This window comes from Methylomonas sp. Uni0011 (assembly GCF_056850255.1).
This window is the reverse complement of record NZ_JBVVNO010000002.1, coordinates 327,751-345,712: the sequence shown is the minus strand read 5'-3', so window position 1 is coordinate 345,712 and position 17,962 is coordinate 327,751. Positions and strand designations below refer to the sequence as shown.

Annotated in this window: 19 protein-coding genes; 13 read left to right on the top strand and 6 right to left on the bottom strand. The window is 58.4% G+C overall.

What is annotated here, in order from left to right:
* Nucleotide 1 precedes the first annotated feature (1 nt).
* Genes AC0IM9_RS04325 through AC0IM9_RS04315 form a run of 3 tightly spaced genes read right to left on the bottom strand, consistent with a single transcriptional unit; the run spans nucleotide 2 to nucleotide 3,901 of the window.
* Entirely contained in the window at nucleotides 2–1,453 is a 1,452-nt protein-coding gene (locus AC0IM9_RS04325; RefSeq protein ID WP_445371093.1) for an efflux transporter outer membrane subunit, read from the bottom strand.
* Nucleotides 1,450–3,027, bottom strand: coding sequence for a DHA2 family efflux MFS transporter permease subunit (locus AC0IM9_RS04320; RefSeq protein ID WP_445371094.1), 1,578 nt, complete (start codon nucleotides 3,025–3,027; stop codon nucleotides 1,450–1,452). Before AC0IM9_RS04320 ends, AC0IM9_RS04325 begins: the two co-directional genes overlap by 4 nt.
* Nucleotides 3,028–3,049: 22 nt before the next feature.
* Entirely contained in the window at nucleotides 3,050–3,901 is an 852-nt protein-coding gene (locus AC0IM9_RS04315) for a hypothetical protein (protein ID WP_445371095.1), read from the bottom strand.
* A 122-nt stretch (nucleotides 3,902–4,023) separates the two neighbouring features.
* Between AC0IM9_RS04315 and AC0IM9_RS04310 the strand changes: the two genes are divergently transcribed.
* Nucleotides 4,024–4,899: a LysR family transcriptional regulator gene (locus tag AC0IM9_RS04310; RefSeq protein ID WP_482803187.1), complete on the top strand. Its 876-nt coding sequence runs from the start codon at nucleotides 4,024–4,026 to the stop codon at nucleotides 4,897–4,899.
* On the opposite strand, the gene AC0IM9_RS04305 is transcribed toward AC0IM9_RS04310, so the two are convergent.
* Nucleotides 4,896–5,882 carry a 2Fe-2S iron-sulfur cluster-binding protein gene (locus AC0IM9_RS04305; RefSeq protein WP_482803186.1) on the bottom strand — a complete coding sequence of 329 codons (987 nt, stop codon included), beginning with the start codon at nucleotides 5,880–5,882 and terminating at the stop codon, nucleotides 4,896–4,898. The genes AC0IM9_RS04310 and AC0IM9_RS04305 overlap by 4 nt on opposite strands.
* A 15-nt stretch (nucleotides 5,883–5,897) precedes the next feature.
* Nucleotides 5,898–6,278 carry a group I truncated hemoglobin gene (locus AC0IM9_RS04300; protein ID WP_140910579.1) on the bottom strand — a complete coding sequence of 127 codons (381 nt, stop codon included), beginning with the start codon at nucleotides 6,276–6,278 and terminating at the stop codon, nucleotides 5,898–5,900.
* Nucleotides 6,279–6,475: 197 nt separating this feature from the next.
* On the opposite strand from AC0IM9_RS04300, the gene AC0IM9_RS04295 reads away from it, so the two are divergent.
* The 9 genes from AC0IM9_RS04295 (at nucleotide 6,476) to AC0IM9_RS04255 (ending at nucleotide 12,501) form a co-directional block, all read left to right on the top strand.
* Nucleotides 6,476–7,108, top strand: a complete 633-nt coding sequence (locus tag AC0IM9_RS04295) for a helix-turn-helix transcriptional regulator (RefSeq protein WP_140910578.1) — start codon at nucleotides 6,476–6,478, stop codon at nucleotides 7,106–7,108.
* Between the two features lie 124 nt (nucleotides 7,109–7,232).
* On the top strand, nucleotides 7,233–8,396 hold the full coding sequence (locus AC0IM9_RS04290) for a D-alanyl-D-alanine carboxypeptidase family protein (RefSeq protein WP_482803185.1): 1,164 nt from the start codon (nucleotides 7,233–7,235) through the stop codon (nucleotides 8,394–8,396).
* Entirely contained in the window at nucleotides 8,393–9,235 is an 843-nt protein-coding gene (locus tag AC0IM9_RS04285; RefSeq protein WP_482803184.1) for a D-amino acid aminotransferase, read from the top strand. The genes AC0IM9_RS04290 and AC0IM9_RS04285 overlap by 4 nt, the downstream gene beginning before the upstream one ends.
* Entirely contained in the window at nucleotides 9,232–9,498 is a 267-nt protein-coding gene (locus AC0IM9_RS04280) for a YbeD family protein (RefSeq protein WP_140910575.1), read from the top strand. Before AC0IM9_RS04285 ends, AC0IM9_RS04280 begins: the two co-directional genes overlap by 4 nt.
* An 8-nt stretch (nucleotides 9,499–9,506) precedes the next feature.
* Nucleotides 9,507–10,121 carry a lipoyl(octanoyl) transferase LipB gene (gene lipB, locus AC0IM9_RS04275; RefSeq protein ID WP_140910574.1) on the top strand — a complete coding sequence of 205 codons (615 nt, stop codon included), beginning with the start codon at nucleotides 9,507–9,509 and terminating at the stop codon, nucleotides 10,119–10,121.
* Entirely contained in the window at nucleotides 10,118–11,080 is a 963-nt protein-coding gene (lipA, locus tag AC0IM9_RS04270; RefSeq protein ID WP_482803183.1) for a lipoyl synthase, read from the top strand. The genes lipB and lipA overlap by 4 nt, the downstream gene beginning before the upstream one ends.
* A gap of 230 nt (nucleotides 11,081–11,310) precedes the next feature.
* Nucleotides 11,311–11,610 (top strand): PilZ domain-containing protein, encoded by a 300-nt coding sequence (locus AC0IM9_RS04265; RefSeq protein WP_140910572.1) that lies wholly within the window; start codon nucleotides 11,311–11,313, stop codon nucleotides 11,608–11,610.
* A 37-nt stretch (nucleotides 11,611–11,647) separates the two neighbouring features.
* Complete coding sequence (locus AC0IM9_RS04260) at nucleotides 11,648–12,052, top strand: 6-pyruvoyl trahydropterin synthase family protein (RefSeq protein WP_140910571.1); 405 nt, start codon at nucleotides 11,648–11,650, stop codon at nucleotides 12,050–12,052.
* A gap of 2 nt (nucleotides 12,053–12,054) precedes the next feature.
* Nucleotides 12,055–12,501, top strand: coding sequence for a DUF1249 domain-containing protein (locus AC0IM9_RS04255; protein ID WP_140910570.1), 447 nt, complete (start codon nucleotides 12,055–12,057; stop codon nucleotides 12,499–12,501).
* Here AC0IM9_RS04255 and recQ read toward each other — a convergent pair.
* Nucleotides 12,498–14,633 carry a DNA helicase RecQ gene (gene recQ / locus AC0IM9_RS04250; protein WP_482803182.1) on the bottom strand — a complete coding sequence of 712 codons (2,136 nt, stop codon included), beginning with the start codon at nucleotides 14,631–14,633 and terminating at the stop codon, nucleotides 12,498–12,500. The two genes, AC0IM9_RS04255 and recQ, sit on opposite strands and share 4 nt — an antisense overlap.
* A gap of 246 nt (nucleotides 14,634–14,879) precedes the next feature.
* Here recQ and gshA point away from each other — a divergent pair, with 246 nt between their 5' ends.
* The 3 genes from gshA to AC0IM9_RS04235 are packed head-to-tail and all read left to right on the top strand — an operon-like array spanning nucleotide 14,880 to nucleotide 17,904.
* Nucleotides 14,880–16,466 carry a glutamate--cysteine ligase gene (gene gshA, locus AC0IM9_RS04245; RefSeq protein WP_482803181.1) on the top strand — a complete coding sequence of 529 codons (1,587 nt, stop codon included), beginning with the start codon at nucleotides 14,880–14,882 and terminating at the stop codon, nucleotides 16,464–16,466.
* 3 nt (nucleotides 16,467–16,469) lie between these two features.
* Nucleotides 16,470–17,192 (top strand): phosphoadenylyl-sulfate reductase, encoded by a 723-nt coding sequence (locus AC0IM9_RS04240; protein WP_482803180.1) that lies wholly within the window; start codon nucleotides 16,470–16,472, stop codon nucleotides 17,190–17,192.
* Entirely contained in the window at nucleotides 17,170–17,904 is a 735-nt protein-coding gene (locus AC0IM9_RS04235) for a DUF4336 domain-containing protein (protein WP_482803179.1), read from the top strand. Before AC0IM9_RS04240 ends, AC0IM9_RS04235 begins: the two co-directional genes overlap by 23 nt.
* Nucleotides 17,905–17,962: the final 58 nt, after the last annotated feature.

Sequence of the window (17,962 nt, the reverse complement as noted above, 5' to 3'; positions counted from 1 at the left end):
TTCAGGGTTGGTTTGCGGATTCGGCGGCTGCTTGGTAACCGCCGCCCAAGGCTTTGATCAGGCTGACCGCGTTTTTATGTTGTTCGGCCGCCAAGCCGGCCAGCAGCAGGCGCTCGCGATTGGCTTCGAGCCGCGCCAGCACAGGCTTGCCGCGATCGTGCAAACCGTTGCGCATCAGGCTTTCGCTGAGCCGGCTTTGCGCTTCGGCGGCCGCCACGGCTTGCTGCTGTGCGGCGGCTTTGGTATCCAGTTCGCGCCAACGGCTCAAGGCGTCGGCGACATCCTGCACGGCATGCAGCAAGCCGGCGTTATAGCGCTGCACCGCCAGGTCGTAGGCCGCCTTCCGATAACCAAGCTGGGCGCGCAAGCGGCCGCCTTCGAATATCGGCAACTCGACGGACGGGCCGACGGCATAGGCCAGACTCGAGCCTTGCAAGGCAATATCGATCAGGCTGACGCTGTGAAAGCCGGTGAAAGCCAGCAAATTGACATCCGGATAAAACGCGGTTTTGGCGACATGAATATCCTCGGCGGCGGCCTCGGCCTGCAAGCGCGCGGCATGCAGATCCGGCCGCCGCGCCAGCAACCGCAACGGCAGATCGGCCGGCAAGGCCAGCGCTTGCGGAACGACCTTGGCGTCGATACCGATCCGCGTTCCCCAATCGGCACCCTGCCCGGCCAACGCGGCCAATTGGTTACGGCACAATTCCTGTTCGGCGCGCAAACCGGCCGCCGCCTGTTGGGCCGCGCGCAGATTGCGTTCGGCTTGCCACAGCGGCGTTTCGCCAATCAAACCGGCGGCGCGGCGGCTCTGTTCCAACCGGTAAAGCGTCTCCCGGTCGGCGACGATATGTTCGGCCACTTCTGACTCTTCGGCGGCCGCCAGTAAATCGAAATAGGCTCCTGCCACGGCCACGGCCAGCAACAGCCGGGCGTCGGCCAGTTCGGCACTGGCGGCCAGCGAGCGATCGACCGCGCTTTGCAGACTGGCCTGGTCGCGCCCCCAAAAATCCAGGTGGTAGCGCAACACCAGCGGGTTGACCAACAAGTGGCGGAAGTGCTGGCCGGCGAATTTAGCCTGCACGCTGTCGGCGGAAAAGCGTTGCGCGGCAAAGCTGACGTTGGCGTCTACGGTCGGATACAGGTCGGCAGCTTCAAAGTCGGCCAAGGTTTCGGCCTGCTGCAGACGCGCCTCGGCGACTTTCAGATTGGGATTGCCGGCCAGCGCGGTTTCGATCAAGCCGTTCAAGGTCGGGTTGCCGAACGCCGTCCACCAGCGCTGCTCCGGCCAAGAGCCTTGCACGGCCATCTCGGTGCTGGTACGCGCCAAGGTTTGCTCGATGGACGGCATCAGCGCCAGTTGGGCGCGAGGGCTGTCCTCGCCGAACAACGCGCAGCCGCCTGTAGCGATCGCCAACAATACCAAGCTGAACCGTTGCGCCACGGCCATCATGCATCCTCCTCCACTAATGCTTCTTCCAGCGCGCGCTGCATGGCCGGCGCGGCACGAACCGGGGCGCGGGTCGGCTCGGCCAACCAAACCAAGGCCGCCAGAACGACGAAAATACAGCCGGCCAACCAGAAGGCGTCGTTCAAGCCGCGAATGGCTTGGGCCTTGCCCGCCAGTTTGGCGAATTTGGCCAGCGCGGCATCGGCCTCGAAGCCGCCGGCCAGTAAATTTTGCAGCGCATCCGCGCCGGCATCCGACCAAGCGTCGCGGCTTTCGGCGAAACGGGTCATATGCAACGGCGTACGCCGGTAGAAAATCACGCCTTGCAAGGCAATACCGATCGCGCCGGCGGCGATACGCAACAGATTGGCCAATTCCAGCGCCCGCCAATGCCGCTCGGCCGGAATGCCGTGCAACATCAACGCGGTTAACGGTACGAAAAAACTGCCCAGACAGGCGCCCTCCAGCAGTTTCGGCCAGCACAACTGGGCAAAACTGTCCGGGTCGTCGAATCGGCTCAACCAAAAATAAGTGGCGGCAAAACCCAACAGATTGGCGCTGGCCAGCAGGCGGGCATCGACCCGCTTGACTACCTCATGAAAAATACCGGCTATCGGTTTGGCGAAAATCGCCATCGGCAAAAACACCAGGCCGGCCAGAAACGACGAGTAACCCAGCGCCAGTTGCAATTGCACGATCAGCAACGACAACAAACCCTGAAAACACAGAAAACCGACGCACAAGCCGATCACGCCGATCGTAAAATTGCGTCGGGCGAACAAGCGAATATCCAGAAACGGCCGGCGGCAACCCCATTCCCAAATCAGCCAATACAGCAGCAACACGACCACGCCGACACCCAGCGCCAGGAGGTAACCGGAATTGGCCCAATCCCAGTCATTGCCTTGGTTCAGCAGGGCTTGCACGCCAAATAAAATCGCTATCGCCATCAGGCAACCCGGAACATCCAAGCGTTGCCGCAAGCGCGGCCCGCCGCGGCCGTACAGCAAGGCGCCCAACAAGCCGGCAATCGCCAACGCCAGCGGGATATTGCCCCAAAACAGCCAGCGCCAACCCAGCGAATCGGCCACCCAGCCGCCCAGCGGCGGACCGAAGGTAAACGGCGTCAGGGTAAACAAACTCCAGACACCGATAGCGAGCGACTTGCGCTGGTCCGGATATTCCTTGAGCAACAAGGCCTGGCCCAACGGCAGGGTCAGGCCGCCGCAGAAGCCCAGCACCACTCGCGCCGCCAGATACAGATGAAAGTCTTCGGCGAGCGCGCACAGCCACGAGGCCAACGCAAAACCGGCGAACGCCCAGATCAGCGGCCGGTATTCGCCGAATCGGCGGCCCAGCCAGCCCCCGATCGGCAAGCCCAGGGCCAGCGCGATCATGTAGTCGGTCTGGGTCCAGGTGCCGAAGCTGGGCGGCACGCCCAAACCGGCCGCGACCCTGGGCAGCATCGCGATATAGGCGCCGGCGTTGAAAATCACCAAGGCATGACCGCCGCCGAGCAGCAGGTTGAATAAACTGAAGCGCCAACCGCGCAGCCGTTTCGGGTAATCGGCGCTCATCCTTCAATCTGCTTGCCCGTTCTCAGCTCTGATTGGCGTTCGACACATTGCGCAGCCCCAAATCGCCGAGACTTTGCCGCAACAGCGGTACCGCCATCTCGGCAATCAGTTGCCGAAATGCCTTACCATCGTGTTGAAGCGACGCCAGAGCGCCATCGTCGACCCGAAAGCTCTCGGAATGGGCGCGGGCCAACACGCGGCCCGAAGCTGGATCAATCAATTTCAGCATCAGTTGCAACGAGGTTTGGCCTTCGAAGATTCGGTAACGGCCCACGCCCAATTCGATTACGGCATCGTATTGACCACGGCTCGCATAGTTGGTCTGGCTGAGATCCTGCGCATACCAAGCTTGAATGGCTCGGCGCCATTGTGGCAGGCTGGCATCATCCGTCGCGGCCAATCGGTAGCCGTCGCGACTCAATTCGGCACCGCGGTTAGATTGGGCCAACAAGCCCTGCAAGGCTTCGGCCGCAGACTTTTCCGGCGTCCACGGGGTTTGAGCCGCGCGGCCACCGGCGGCGGTCGGCGGCAAAGCGTCGATCATTGCATCGACGTCGTCCGCCGCATTGCTCAGCATGCCGGCGACGACGATGCCGCCCGCAGTCTGATAATTTTGCCTATCCAGCGCCACGCCCATCGCCATATTCTGGGTGTGGCGATACGCTGCGTCGCGTTGCTCCAGCAGGTCGGGTATGACTTCCAGAGGCGGTGCCGCGACCGGCACAATCAACAAGGACTGGATTTGGCTGGTTTGAAAGGCGACCGGTTTTGTCGGCGACGCGGCACAAGCCGCCAATAGCAACGGCAGCGCCAAGCCCAGCAGCCATCTTGAATTGACACGAATGTATTTATCGGTGTGTGTTGTCGTTTTCATACTGTACTCCTAGATCGGATATACGATCGAATCGATATATTTATTCACTATAAAAACCCAGCACGGATAAGACAAACGATATTTATTGGAGTTTAATATCGAGGAGACCGATACTAAACCGCATGGACATCGACCAAATCAGAACCTTTTTGAGCGTCGCCGCCAACGGCAGTTTTCTGGAAGCCGCCAACCGCCTGTACGTGACCCAATCGACGGTCAGTACCCGGATTCAGCGTCTGGAAGCCTATTTGGGCGTTACCTTGTTCCTACGCAACCGGGCTGGCGCCAGCCTGACCCAGCCCGGCCAGCGCTTTCTGCGCCACGCCAAGGCCTTATTGCTGACCCTGGAACAGGCCCGCCACGACATCGGCTTGCCCAGCCGCTTCCGCGACAGCGTCAGCATCGGCGCCCGCATTGCCTTGTGCGAAGGCTTGTTGCCGGAATGGATCGGTGCGATTCGGCGGCAAATGCCGGATGTTTCGATCCGCACCGATATCGGCTTCGAGGAAGATTTGATGCGCAGCCTGATTTCCGGCGCGCTGGACATCGGCATGATGTATACGCCGCAACACAGCCCGGGCCTGCTGGTGGAGCACATCTTCGACGAAACCCTGCTACTACTCAGCACCGATCCGGACCGGCCCTGGCCCAACGACGACTACATCTACGTCAATTGGGCGCCGGGTTTTTATGCCCAGCACAACAATGCCTTTCCGAACCTGGAACGCTCCGCGCAAGTGGTTAACATCGGCTGGATGGCGCTGCAATTGATCCTGGCGCAAAACAGCGGTTCCTGTTTTCTGCCTATCCGCCTGGCGGCACCGCTTCTGCAATCCGGCCGCTTGCATCTGGTGGCGGATAGCCCGCGGTTCACACTGCCGGCTTACATGGTGTCCGGTCGCGACAACGACTCGCCGGTGCTGCAACAAGTGCTGGCCCAACTGCGCGACCTGGCCGCCGCCGAACGACAGCGGGATTATTTGGCGCTCGGCGCTTAGTCCAAGGTGACCGACGCCACATGAAACGCGTCGGCATAAATATCGTCGAATTTCGCGCCGTTCAGAAAAGCCTGGCGTTTGCTCTGCTGCACCATGTCCGGATGGCCGCACAAGTAGACCCGCCACCCTTTCAAATCCGGCAATTGCTTCATCGCCACATCATTAGCTCGTCCGCTGGCGACGCCATCCGGTGCATCGCCGCGCGATACGCAGGGCGTGTAATGGAAATTGGCGTGTTGCGCCGCCAGGCCGCGCATCTCCTCCACCCAATACAAACCGTCCATTTCCCGGCTACCGTGGTAGAGATGAATCTGGCCGGCGTGGTCGTGGTGCAAGGCCTCGCTGACGATACCCGCCAACGGCGCCAGGCCGCTGCCGGTGCCAATCAACAACAAATTGCCCGGCTGCCCGCTGGGCAAGTAGTAGCACAGGCCCTGCGGATCGGATACTTCCAGTAGATCGCCGAGTTTCAGTTCGTCGTGAGCCCATGCGCTGAAGCGGCCGCCGGCCAACCGGCGGATATGAAAGGTCAAGTCGCGGGCGTGGACCCGGTTGTTGGCGATCGAATAACTGCGCTGCAAACCGTCGCCGCGCTTCAAATTGACGAACTGGCCGGCGTAGTAGTCCAGAGATTGATCGGTATGCAGCGTCAGCAGTAAAGTCTCGGCGTTGAGCAACTGCTTGCCGGCCACGGTGGCGTGGCAGAAGCGTTGTTCCGGCGAACCGATGCCGATCGCCATATCGCGTTCCGGATAGCACAGGCAGGCCAGAAAGTGGTTCTGATGGCGCAGCACGTCCTTCAAGCCGGCCTGGGCCGCGGCCGGCGGCGCTCCGTCCAGGCTGCGGGCGATACAGCTCTGGCAAGCGCCCTGCCGGCAACCGTAAGCAATCTCGACCTGTTCCCGCAGCAAAGCGTCCAATACCGACTCGCCCGGCCGGCAACCCAATTCGCGCCGGCCGACGCTAATCTTACGTGTCTGCATGACCTGCATCTCCCCTTAGCGGCCCAGCACGTCGTTGCGTGTGGTTTCGGCAATCGCCGCGACTTGCTGAATCAAGGCCTGCGGCACATTCAATTCCTGCAAGGTCATCGCCAGATTTTCGACCACGGCGTCAAAATGGGAGTCGTCCAGACCCAGTTTTTTCACCAGATGAGCATGGGCCTGACGCATGTCGGCGCCGGAATAATTGTTGGGACCACCGAAGGCCATCGTCAAAAAGGCTTTTTGCTTGGCGGCCTGTTTGTCCATGTCGGTGTGGTCGAAGAAGCGGTTGATGCGATGGTCGCTCAGCACTTTGCGATAGAAGATATCGACCGCAGCATTGACTGCGGCTTCGCCGCCCAGTTGTTCGTACAGAGTTGCAGTGGTTTCGCTCATATTGTTCTGCCTATATGGAATGGATGAATCGGTACGGCTTGTGGAAGCCGGGAGCAGAATAAGCCAACCCGACGACTTTTACAATATTTATATTATAAAACTTATTTATATTAGCTATCGGCTTTTCCGATACTTTGCCGAGCACCGATTCCGGCATAGAATTGCGCCATCTCCAGCCTTTGACTTGCAGCATTGCCATGACCCAACCCAGCGGCTCCCGCCAAGAACAAATCCTGAATTTACTGCTCGCTGCATCGAACGGGCTAAGCATCGACGAACTGGCCGTCGAAATGCAGATTTCGCGCAATGCCGTGAAACAGCATTTAGTCGGATTGGAAAAAGAACAACTGGTCGCCGAAGCGGCCTTGAACAGCACCGGCGGCCGACCGGCGCGCAGTTACAAATTGACGGAGCTGGGACGTAACCGCTTGCCGAAGCAATACGGCTGGTTCTGCACCTTGTTATTGGCGGAACTGAAATCAGAACTCGGCGAAGCCGCCCTGCGGCAAATGCTGGCGCGGATGGGCGTCAATCTGGCGCAGTCGTTGGCACCGCAGTTCAATGGCAAAGATCCGGCAGCGAAACGCCAGACTTTGGTCGAATTGATGCAGACGCTGGGCTACCGCGCCGAATTGGAAACCGAAAACGGCCAACTCAGCCTGAAAGCCGTGAACTGCGTCTACCACGACTTGGCTCAGCAATTCCCGGAATTGTGTGAATTCGACCGGGCGCTGATCGGCACCTTATTGGAGAGCCCGATCGAACAAACGGCGTGTATGGCGCAGCAGGATTGCGCCTGCCGATTCAGGATTTGCGCCGGCGAACGCTAGCCGTCGAACGCCGACCGGAATTCACACCGCTTGCGTATTGCGGCCCCGGCGTTCGGGTTTTTCTAAGCGGGAGCCGGGGGTGATACAATAGCGGCTTCCCGAACGACATACGAATATCGCAATCATGAGACACCCTCTTCGCATGACATTCAGCCTGTTTGGCGGGCTGCTGTTACTGTTCACCAGCCTGTCTTTGTCAGCCGCCGGCCCGATTTTCACCCCGGCCGCCCCCAGCGTCGCCGCCTCCAGTTACTTTTTGTTGGATTTCGACAGCAGTCGGATTCTGGCCGAGAAAGATGCCGACAAGCGCGTAGCACCGGCCAGCTTGACCAAAATCATGACAGCCTACGTCGTGTTCCGCGAATTGAAAGCCGGACATTTAACCTTGGACGAGAAAGTCACGATCAGCCAGAACGCTTGGGAAACCGGCGGCTCGAAAATGTTTGTCGAAGTCAATAAACAAGTCCGGGTCGAAGACTTGCTGCAAGGCATGATCATTCAATCCGGTAACGACGCCAGCGTGGCCTTGGCCGAACACGTCGCCGGCAGCGAGCAAACGTTCGCAACGATGATGAACGAACAAGCCAGCCGCCTGGGCATGGCCAACAGCCATTTCGAAAACGCCACCGGCCTGCCCAGCCCCAACCATTACAGCTCGGCGCGGGATTTGGCGCTGCTGGCGCAGGCGGTGATCCGCGAATTTCCGGAATACTACCGCTGGGATTCGCAAAAGGAATTCACCTACAACGGCATCACCCAACAAAACCGCAATCTGCTGCTGTGGCGCGATCCGTCGGTCGACGGCCTGAAAACCGGCTTTACCGACGACGCCGGCTACTGCATGGTGGCTTCAGCCAAACGCGAAGACATGCGCCTGATCTCGGTGGTGATGGGTACCGCCAGCGCCAATGCCCGCTCCAACGAAAGCCAGTCGCTGCTGAATTACGGGTTCCGTTTCTTCGAAACCCACCGCTTGTACGAGGGCGGCAAGGCCTTGGCCGAAACTCGGATTCGCAAAGGCGTGACATCGAAATTGGCCGTCGGCTTGGCGGAAGACCTGTACGTTACGGCGCCGCGTAAGCACTTCAACGAACTGAAAGCCGAAACCCAGATCGACAAAGGCGTATTCGCCCCGCTCAACAAAGGCGATACGGTCGGCAGTCTGAACATTACCCTGGCCGGCGATCCGGTTGCCAGCAAGCCTCTGGTGACGTTGGATAGCGCGGCCGAGGGTGGCCTGTTCCGTCGCCTGTACGATGCCGCGATCGGTTTGCTGGAGAAGGAATGACGCAACAAGTCTATTTAAACGGCGAATACCTGCCGCTGGCGGACGCCAAGGTCTCGGTGCTGGACCGCGGCTTTTTGTTCGGTGACGGCGTCTACGAAGTAATTCCGGCCTACAAAGGCCGCCTGTTCCGGCTGGAAGACCACATCGCCCGCCTGAACAACAGCCTGGCCGGTATCCGTTTGCCGCTGTCGCATAGCGTGGCCGAATGGGAAGCGATATTCCGGCCGCTACTGGCCGACGACGGCCGCGACCAATACATTTACCTGCAAGTCACCCGCGGCTGGGCGCCGAAACGGGATCACGCGTTCCCGGCCCAGACCACGCCGACCGTGTTCGCGATGTCTGCCGACATCCTGCCCTTCCCCGGCCGTAGCGAGGGCATCAAAGCGATTACGTTGGACGACACCCGCTGGCAATTGTGCGACATCAAAGCCATCACGCTACTGGCCAACATCCTGCTACGCCAGGAAGCCGTCGACCGCGGCTGCACCGAAGCGATTCTGGTCAAAAACGGTTACGTCATCGAGGGCGCTGCCAGCAATCTGTTTGCCGTTATCGACGGCGAGTTGATCACGCCGCCGAAAGGCCACGAAATCCTGCCGGGCATCACCCGCGACGTGATTCTGGAATTGGCGGCAGCGCACCAAATCCCTTACCGGGAAGACATCATCGCCCTGGAAGCGCTGCAACAAGCCAACGAAGTCTGGGTGGTCAGTTCCACCCGCGAAATCGTACCGGTGGTAAACCTGGACGGTGCCGCGATCGGCGACGGTAAACCCGGCCCGCTCTGGAAACGCATGGACGAATTGTTGCAAGCTTATAAGAACGCTTTGTCATGACCGAATCCGAATCCTTACTCGAATTTCCCTGCCAATTTCCGATCAAGGCCATGGGCAGAAGCCGCGACGACTTCGACGCGATCGTGGTCGAAATCATTCGCCGCCACGTACCGGACATCCGTGAGGGCGCCGTCACCAGCCGCCCCAGCAAAGGCGGCAATTACACGGCGGTCACCGTCGTCATCGAAGCCACCAGCCGCGAACAATTGGATGCAATCTATCTGGGCCTGACCGCCTGCCCGGACGTCTTGATGGCGCTGTAAGTTCGCCCGTGAACGGCAACACCGAACTGCGCCAGTTGGGCCTGCGCGACTACGTCGAAGTCTGGCGCGCCATGCAACAGTACACAGCCGACCGGCTGCCGGACAGTCCGGATCAAATCTGGATCGTCGAACATCCGCCAGTCTACACGCTGGGCCTGAACGGCAAACGCGAACATCTGCTGGCTAACACCGACATCCCCGTCGTCGAATCCGACCGCGGCGGCCAAGTCACTTACCACGGCCCCGGCCAACTGGTAGTGTATCTGTTGGCCGATTTACGCCGCTTGAACCAAGGGCCGCGGCAAATGGTCAGCCTGCTGGAAAACGCCGCCATCGCCACGCTGAGCCAATACGGTATATCGGCAGCAGCCAGACCCGATGCGCCGGGGGTGTACGTCGCGGGCAGCAAGATCGCTTCGCTGGGCTTGCGCGTCAAACGCGGCTGCTGTTATCACGGCATCAGTATCAACAACGCGATGGATCTCGGCCCGTTTCGAGACATCAACCCCTGCGGCTACCCCGGACTGCAAGTGACCCAACTCGCGGATTTGGGGGTTAAGATATCGACTCAAGAACTGGCGGTGCCGCTGGTCCACCAATTGCTGAAGGCTATCGAACCATGACATTCAACGCCCCGTCCCGCACTACCCCGCAAACCCACCAACGCAAAGCCGACAAGCTGTCGCGGATACCGGTCAAAGTTGAACAGACCGGCGAACCGCCGTTGCGCAAGCCGGATTGGATTCGGGTCAAACTGCCGAGCGGCGACCAAGTCAACAAGATCAAGCAATCGCTGCGCGAACACCGTTTGCATAGCGTCTGCGAAGAAGCCGCCTGCCCCAATCTGGGCGAATGTTTCAGCCACGGTACCGCAACCTTCATGATCATGGGCGATTTATGCACCCGGCGCTGCCCGTTCTGCGACGTCGCCCACGGCAAACCGCAGCCGCTGGACCCGGAAGAACCGGCCAATCTGGCCGAGACCATCGCCGCGATGGGCTTGAAATACGTCGTCATCACCTCGGTCAACCGCGACGATTTGCGCGACGGCGGTGCCGGCCATTTTGCCGCCTGCATAGCCCAAGTCCGGGCCAAATCGCCGCAAACCAGGATCGAAGTATTGGTACCGGATTTCCGCGGCCGGATGGGCACAGCACTCGACATTTTGCAAAACCAACCTTGCGACGTATTCAACCACAACCTGGAAACGGTGCCGCGCCTGTACCTGCAAGCCCGTCCCGGCGCCGATTATTCAACCTCGCTGCAATTACTGGAACAGCACAAACAACGCTTGCCGCAGGTGCCGACCAAATCCGGCCTGATGCTGGGTATAGGCGAAACCGAAGCCGAAGTGGTGCAAGTCATGCGGGATTTGCTGGCCCACGGTTGCAGCATGCTGACACTGGGCCAGTATCTGCAGCCTAGCAAAGACCACCTGCCGGTACGGGAATACATCCATCCGGACCAATTCGCCCGTTACGCCGAGATCGCCCGCGAATTGGGCTTCCGCCAGGTTGCCAGCGCGCCTTTGGTCAGATCGTCTTACCATGCCGATATGCAGGCTGCCGGCTTGACGGAATAGGCGCATTACGGCCTCGCGCGCCGGCAAGCGCCGACACCGGCGCGTAGCCCAAAATCCGCCCTTATCCAATGCCTGGCCGGCGACGGAACCCAAAATTCCTGAGCTGCTCGGCAAAATAAACATGTCAAGTGCAAGCGCAACGTTTTCCTGCCCAGAACCGGTTTTTTTTATAGTACACTCCCGCCATTGTTCGTTTACCCACCACGCTCACTTCGAATCGGAGGAACTCAATGCTGACTCATGATGAAAAACGCGATTACATCCGCATGGACGTCGACTGCGACATTACTTACCGGTTGGCCGACTCCGACCAAGTCAGTACCGGCAGATGCACCACGCTGAGCGGCGCCGGCGTCTCGTTTATCGCCGCCCGCCCGTTCGATATCGGCTTGGCTCTGGAAGTGAGCATTCTGCCGAAAACACCGATCACACCGCCGATGACCGCGTTCATCGAAGTCGTGCGCAGCGTCAAACAAAACGACGGCAATTACGAAATCGCCGCGTCGATCAAAAGCATCAAAGGCAATTAAGGACCCGATCCGCCGCTCCACAAGGAAGTCGCACGCTATGTATATCATCACCAAAGAAGTTTATTTTTGTTACGGTCACCGCCTGATGAACCATCCGGGCAAGTGCCGCAACCTGCACGGCCACAGCGTCAAGGCCAGCATTTCGATTCGGCAGGAACAACTCAACCAGCAAGGCATGGTCTGCGATTTTTCCGACGTCAAAGCCTGCGTCGAAAGCTTTATCGACGACATCTTGGACCATAATTTTCTGTTGCACAAAGACGACCCGATCATTCCGGCACTGATCGCCAATAACGAACAATATCTGGCCATAGACGAACATCCCACGGCCGAAGTGCTCAGCAAAATGATTTACCAGTACGTCAAGCAGCAGGGCTTCAACGTCGACCAAGTGGTGCTGTGGGAAACCGCCAGCGCCAACGCCTGCTATCGGGAAGATTGACGATGAGCCTGGTGCAGCCGGTCAACACCTCGTTTTGCCTGGAACAGCTGTGCGAATCCAACTACCAGAAATTGTTCAAGTTAATTCCTAATTTACGTTCCTTCGATAAATCCGCAATTGGGTTGACCCAGAACAGACCGGCTCTTTATCTGGACGTGCTGGAACGCAATCCGTACACCTTGACCATCGAACTAACCCACTGCTTCAATCAGCAACGCTCGGAACTGGTGGTACCGGCGGTCAAAATCCGAATCTATCTCGATGCCCAACTGGCAGAAGTCATCCGCGACAACGACCGACCGACGGTGGATAAGGTCTACCAGGATCCCGGCGACCTGATTGAAATTCGCGATTACAAGTGGCGTTTGAACTATTTTCTACAGAAATGGCTGGACCATTGCCTGAAAACCGACTACTGCTTCCAACTGGCAGAGGTCGCTCAAGTCTAGGCCGTCTGCCGCTGTAGCGCGGCCCGGACGCAGCGCAGTATGCCGTAACTGTAAGCCCCACCCAGCTGTTCGTATACCGGTTTCAATGCATTGCGTTGCTCGTCCGGCCGCACCAGTAACGCGGCTTCGATTTCGCCGAGCTCTGCCGGCGACAGGGTCAGGACATCGCCCAACTCCACCAAACCCGACTCCAACGCTTTCGCCATGTGGTTGTAAACGGTATCTTCGCTCAAGCCCCGCTGCCGGGCCACCTGCTCCACGCTATAACCCAAGCGAAACAAATCCAGACTCTCGACGACGGTATCGGAGCTGGAACTCGGCTCTGCCGCGTTATCAAATTCGGCCAAGACGGCCAAAAACTCGTCGCCGTACAATTCCAGCTTGCGCTGGCCGATGCCGGAAATCAGCCCCAACTGCTGGTGGTTGTGCGGCCGGGCCTCCACCATCGCCATTAACGTCGCATCGTGAAAAATCACATAGGGCGGCACGTCCTGCTCGTCGGCCAACTGCTTGCGCTTGGCCCTTAACGCGTCCCACAAGGCCGTATCCGCCGCCCCGCCCGGCTGACGTTTTTCGTATTTCTCCCGCCGGGTCTTGGCGGTTTGCACGTCCTTGCGCAGCATCAAGGTTTGCTCGCCGCGCAGTACCGGCCGGCAGGCGTCGGCCAGACGCAAACTGCCGTGGCCGTCGAAGTCGATCTCCACCAACGATTTGGCCACCAATTGCCGGAACACCGAGCGCCAGCGCTTTTCGTCGAGCGCTTTGCCGATGCCGAAAGTCGACTGCGAATCATGGCCGAATTGCTTGATGCGTTCGTCGTCCTTGCCGAGCAACACGTCGATCAGGTAGGTCACGCCGAAACGCTGGCCGGTGCGGTAGATACAGGACAAGGCCTGCTGCGCCGCCAGACTGCCGTCCCAGGTCGCGACCGGCTCCAGGCAGGTATCGCAATTGCCGCAGGCCTGCTCCAGGACGTCACCGAAATAGCCGAGCAAAGCCTGGCGCCGGCAACTGACCGTTTCGCATAAGGCCAGCATCGCGTCCAGCTTGTGCAGTTCCACCCGTTTATGGGCCGGATCGGCGTTGGAGGCTCCCAGCATTTGGCGTAAGGTCAACACGTCCTGCAAACCGTAAGCCATCCAGGCGTTGGCCGGCAAACCGTCGCGGCCGGCACGGCCGGTTTCCTGGTAGTAAGCCTCAATGCTCTTCGGCAAATCCAGATGGGCGACGAAGCGCACGTTCGGCTTGTCGATCCCCATACCGAAGGCGATGGTGGCGACGATGATCAGGCCGTCCTCCATCAAAAATTGGTGCTGGTTCTTCTGCCGCAGTTGGTGGTCCAGACCGGCGTGGTAAGGCAACGCCCGCAGGCCTTTTTGGTTGAGCCACTCCGCGGTTTCCTCGACTTTTTTACGGGACAGGCAATAGACGATGCCGGTATCGCCGGGATGCTCACTGCGGATAAAACTCAGCAATTGCTGACGGGCATTGTCCTTCTGCACGATCCGGTAGCGAATGTTGGGCCGGTCGAAGCCGCTGACGAAAATTTGGGCTTGTTCCAGCGCCAAGCGGCTAATGATTTCCTGGCGGGTACGTTCGTCGGCGGTTGCAGTCAGCGCAATCCGCGGCACCGTCGGAAATTGCTGGTGCAATACCGACAATTGCAGGTAATCGGCGCGGAAATCGTGGCCCCATTGCGAGACACAATGCGCCTCGTCGATCGCGAACAAGGCAATCTTGCAACGATTGAACAAGGCCTGGGTGCGCGGATTGGATAAGCGCTCCGGCGCGATATACAACAAATCCAACTCGCCGCTTTGCAAGCGCTGCTCGATGTCGCGCACCTGCTCCAGAGACAAGGTGGAATTCAAGTACGCCGCTCTGACGCCGAGCTGATGCAAGGCGCTGACTTGGTCTTGCATCAAGGCAATCAACGGCGAAATGACGATGCCGACGCCGTCCATCACCAAGGCCGGAATCTGGTAACACAACGATTTGCCGCCGCCGGTCGGCATCAACACCAATACGTCGCGGCCGGCAATCAGCTGTTCGATGATAGCGTGCTGCTGGCCGCGAAAACTGTCGTAGCCAAATACGCTACGTAGTTTGTCCAGCGCGGGGTTATGGGTCATCGGCAAAATATCGGGGTTTCGAAGCGGCAATCGCCGGATGTGGTATCAAGCGCGTATTACAACACAGATGACCTCTCGAGACAGCGACGCGGAACCCGACAAACGCAGTTGCGCGGGCGAACCTTGAAATGGCCGGGGCGCCGCCTCATCTCTCCATTCGATGTCAGCCTAATTTCTATAAACCGGACACCAGCCTTTATAATGGCCCGCTAACTCCAGACGCCACAGGCGCCGACCTTTTCTTCTATGATAATTACCTATTGCTGCTTTCCCGACCGTCTCAAATACCTGATCGACCGCGATCAACAATACCTGCTAAAACAAGGTCTGAAAGGCATCGAGAAAGAAAGCCTCCGTATCACCGAACACGGCCTGATCGCGCAAACCCCTCACCCGCGTGCCCTAGGCTCGGCTTTGACTCACCCCCACATCACCACCGACTATTCGGAAGCGCTGCTGGAGTTCATCACGCCGCCGTTTGCCGATATCAAGCAAACGCTGCATTTCATGCATCAGATTCATCAGTTCGTTTACCCGCACCTGGGCGACGAAATGCTGCTGGCCACCAGCATGCCGTGCGGCATCGACGGCGATCTGAGCATTCCGATCGCCGAATACGGCAGCTCGAATATCGGCAAGATGAAACACATCTACCGCAAGGGCTTGTGGCATCGTTACGGCCGTACCATGCAGGCGATCGCCGGCATTCATTTCAACTATTCGGTACCGGAAGCGTTGTGGCCGGCACTGCACGGTTACGACGGCGGCAACTTGTCGCTGGAAGACTTTATTTCCAAGTCGTATTTCGGCTTGATTCGAAACTTCCACCGCCAAGGTTGGCTGATTTTGTACCTGTTCGGCGCATCACCGGCCATCTGCAAGACTTTTTTCAAAAGCCGGCCGCAGCTGATGGAACAGTTCAAGGAATTCGACGACCATACTTTGTTCCACCCTTACGCCACATCGCTGCGGATGAGCGACATCGGCTACAAAAGTAAAAACCAAGCCAGCCTGAAAATCGACTACAACTCGTTGGAAGGTTACGTGCAAAGCCTGAGTGCCGCGATCAACACACCGTACCCTGAATACCAGGCGATTGGCGTCAAGATCGACGGCGACTACCAGCAACTGAATGCCAATATCCTGCAAATCGAGAACGAGTTTTACAGCACCATGCGGCCGAAACAAATCGCCAAATCCGGCGAGAAGCCGACTTTGGCCCTGAAGCGCCGCGGCGTGTTGTATGTGGAAATGCGCTCTTTGGACCTGAACCTGTTGAATCCGATCGGGATCGACGAGAGCACCGCCCGTTTCGTCGAGGCGTTCTTGCTGTACTGCTTGTTGCACGATAGCCCGCCACAGGGGCCGGACGAGTTTCAAGTCAACAACAGTAACCAGTTGCTGGTCGCCAACCAGGGCCGCCGGCCCGGATTGGAGCTAAACCGGAACGGCACTCCGGTTACCCTGCAAAATTGGGCGCACGACATCCTCTGCGCGATGCAACCGATCTGTGCGGTACTCGACCGCGGCAGCTTGGATCGACCTTACCAACTCGCCTTGCAGCAGCAGCTCGCCGTCGTCGACAACCCGGCGTTGACACCCTCGGCACGGATTCTGGCCTGCATGCGCGAAAACGGCCAGGAATTCGGCTGCTTTGCCAGCAACACCTCGGCCTTGCACAAACATTATTTCAACGCCGAACCGCTGGATGCCGACAGCCAGCGCCAATTCGAAGAACTGGCCGCCAGCTCGCTGCAGAAACAAGCCGAAATCGAAGCCGGCGACGAGCTCGATTTCGACGAATTTTTATCTCGTTACTTTGCCCAGAGTTAATTTATGACCGCATTCGATCTGAACACTGCCCAAACCGAACTGCAAGGCAAAAATCCGCGCACCATTCTGAAAGCGGCGCTGGCCAATTTCGACAACATCGCCATTTCTTTCAGCGGCGCCGAGGATGTGGTGTTGATCGATATGGCATTGAACATCCGGAAAGACATTCAGGTGTTTTCTTTAGATACCGGCCGCCTGCATCCGGAAACTTACCGTTTCATCGAAAAAGTGCGTAAGCATTACGGCATAGCCATCGATATTTTGAGCCCCAACCGCGAACAGTTGGATGTCTTCGTCAAGGAAAAAGGCCTGTACAGTTTTTACGAAGACGGCCACCAACAATGTTGCGGCATCCGCAAGGTCGAACCTTTAAAACGAAAATTGGCGACCTTGGACGCCTGGATCACGGGCCAACGCAAAGACCAGAGCCTGGACACTCGTGGCGATATTCCGGAAGTGCAGCTCGACGCCGGCTTCTCCGGTCCGGGCAAACAGCTGGTCAAGTTCAATCCGTTGCTGAATTGGTCGTCCGCTCAGGTGTGGGATTACATCGAGGCATATCAGGTGCCGTACAACGACCTGCACCAACACGGTTATATCAGTATCGGCTGCGAGCCTTGCACCCGGCCGGTGTTACCGAACCAACACGAACGCGCCGGACGCTGGTGGTGGGAGGACAGCGCGAAAAAAGAATGCGGCCTGCATGGCGGAAACATCGGCAAATAAACCGGCGAAGCGGCGGCCGGATCGATTTATGAACTTGCAAACACTGGTTCCCGGCCAAATCTGGTATGCGCAACAGCCGCTTAAGCTCGGTCCGTTCCACTTGACCACCCGGTCGACTTTTGTCAGGCTCGCCAATGGCGAAGTCTGGGTGCATTCCCCGATATTGCCTGCGCCGGAATTGATCGGCGCGATCGCCGAAATCGGCCCGGTTAAACACGTGATCGCACCGAACAAAAGCCATCACCTATTCTTCTTACCTTTTCTGCAGGCCTGCCGCGACGCTCAAGGTTATATTGCACCGGGGCTAGCAGAAAAACGGCCAGATTTAGCCGGTTTTCCGATCATTCCTTCAGCGGAAGGAGCGCCATGGGCCGCAGAATTGGACAGCCTGTTTATCGAAGGGCTGCCGGTTATCAATGAAACCGTGTGGTTACATAAACAAAGCGGCACGCTGATTTTGACGGACCTGCTGTTCTGTTTCGGTAAAGACCATGCTTTATTGGCGCGACTCGCCGCCCGCTTACTCGGCGTCTACGGCCAGCTGGGAATGTCGCGCAGCATGAAGTTATTGATAAAGGATCGAACCGGCTTATCTCGTTGTGCGCAGCGGATTCTCGATTGGGATGTGCGGAGCATTGTCGTTGCTCACGGCGAAATCATTGAACTGAACGCCAAACAGCGACTGATAGAGGCTTTCAAGGATTTAAATTAGAGACGTTCGGGGCGGCACAAGCCGATGCAAAGCAGCGGCAGCTAAATCACGGAAAGGA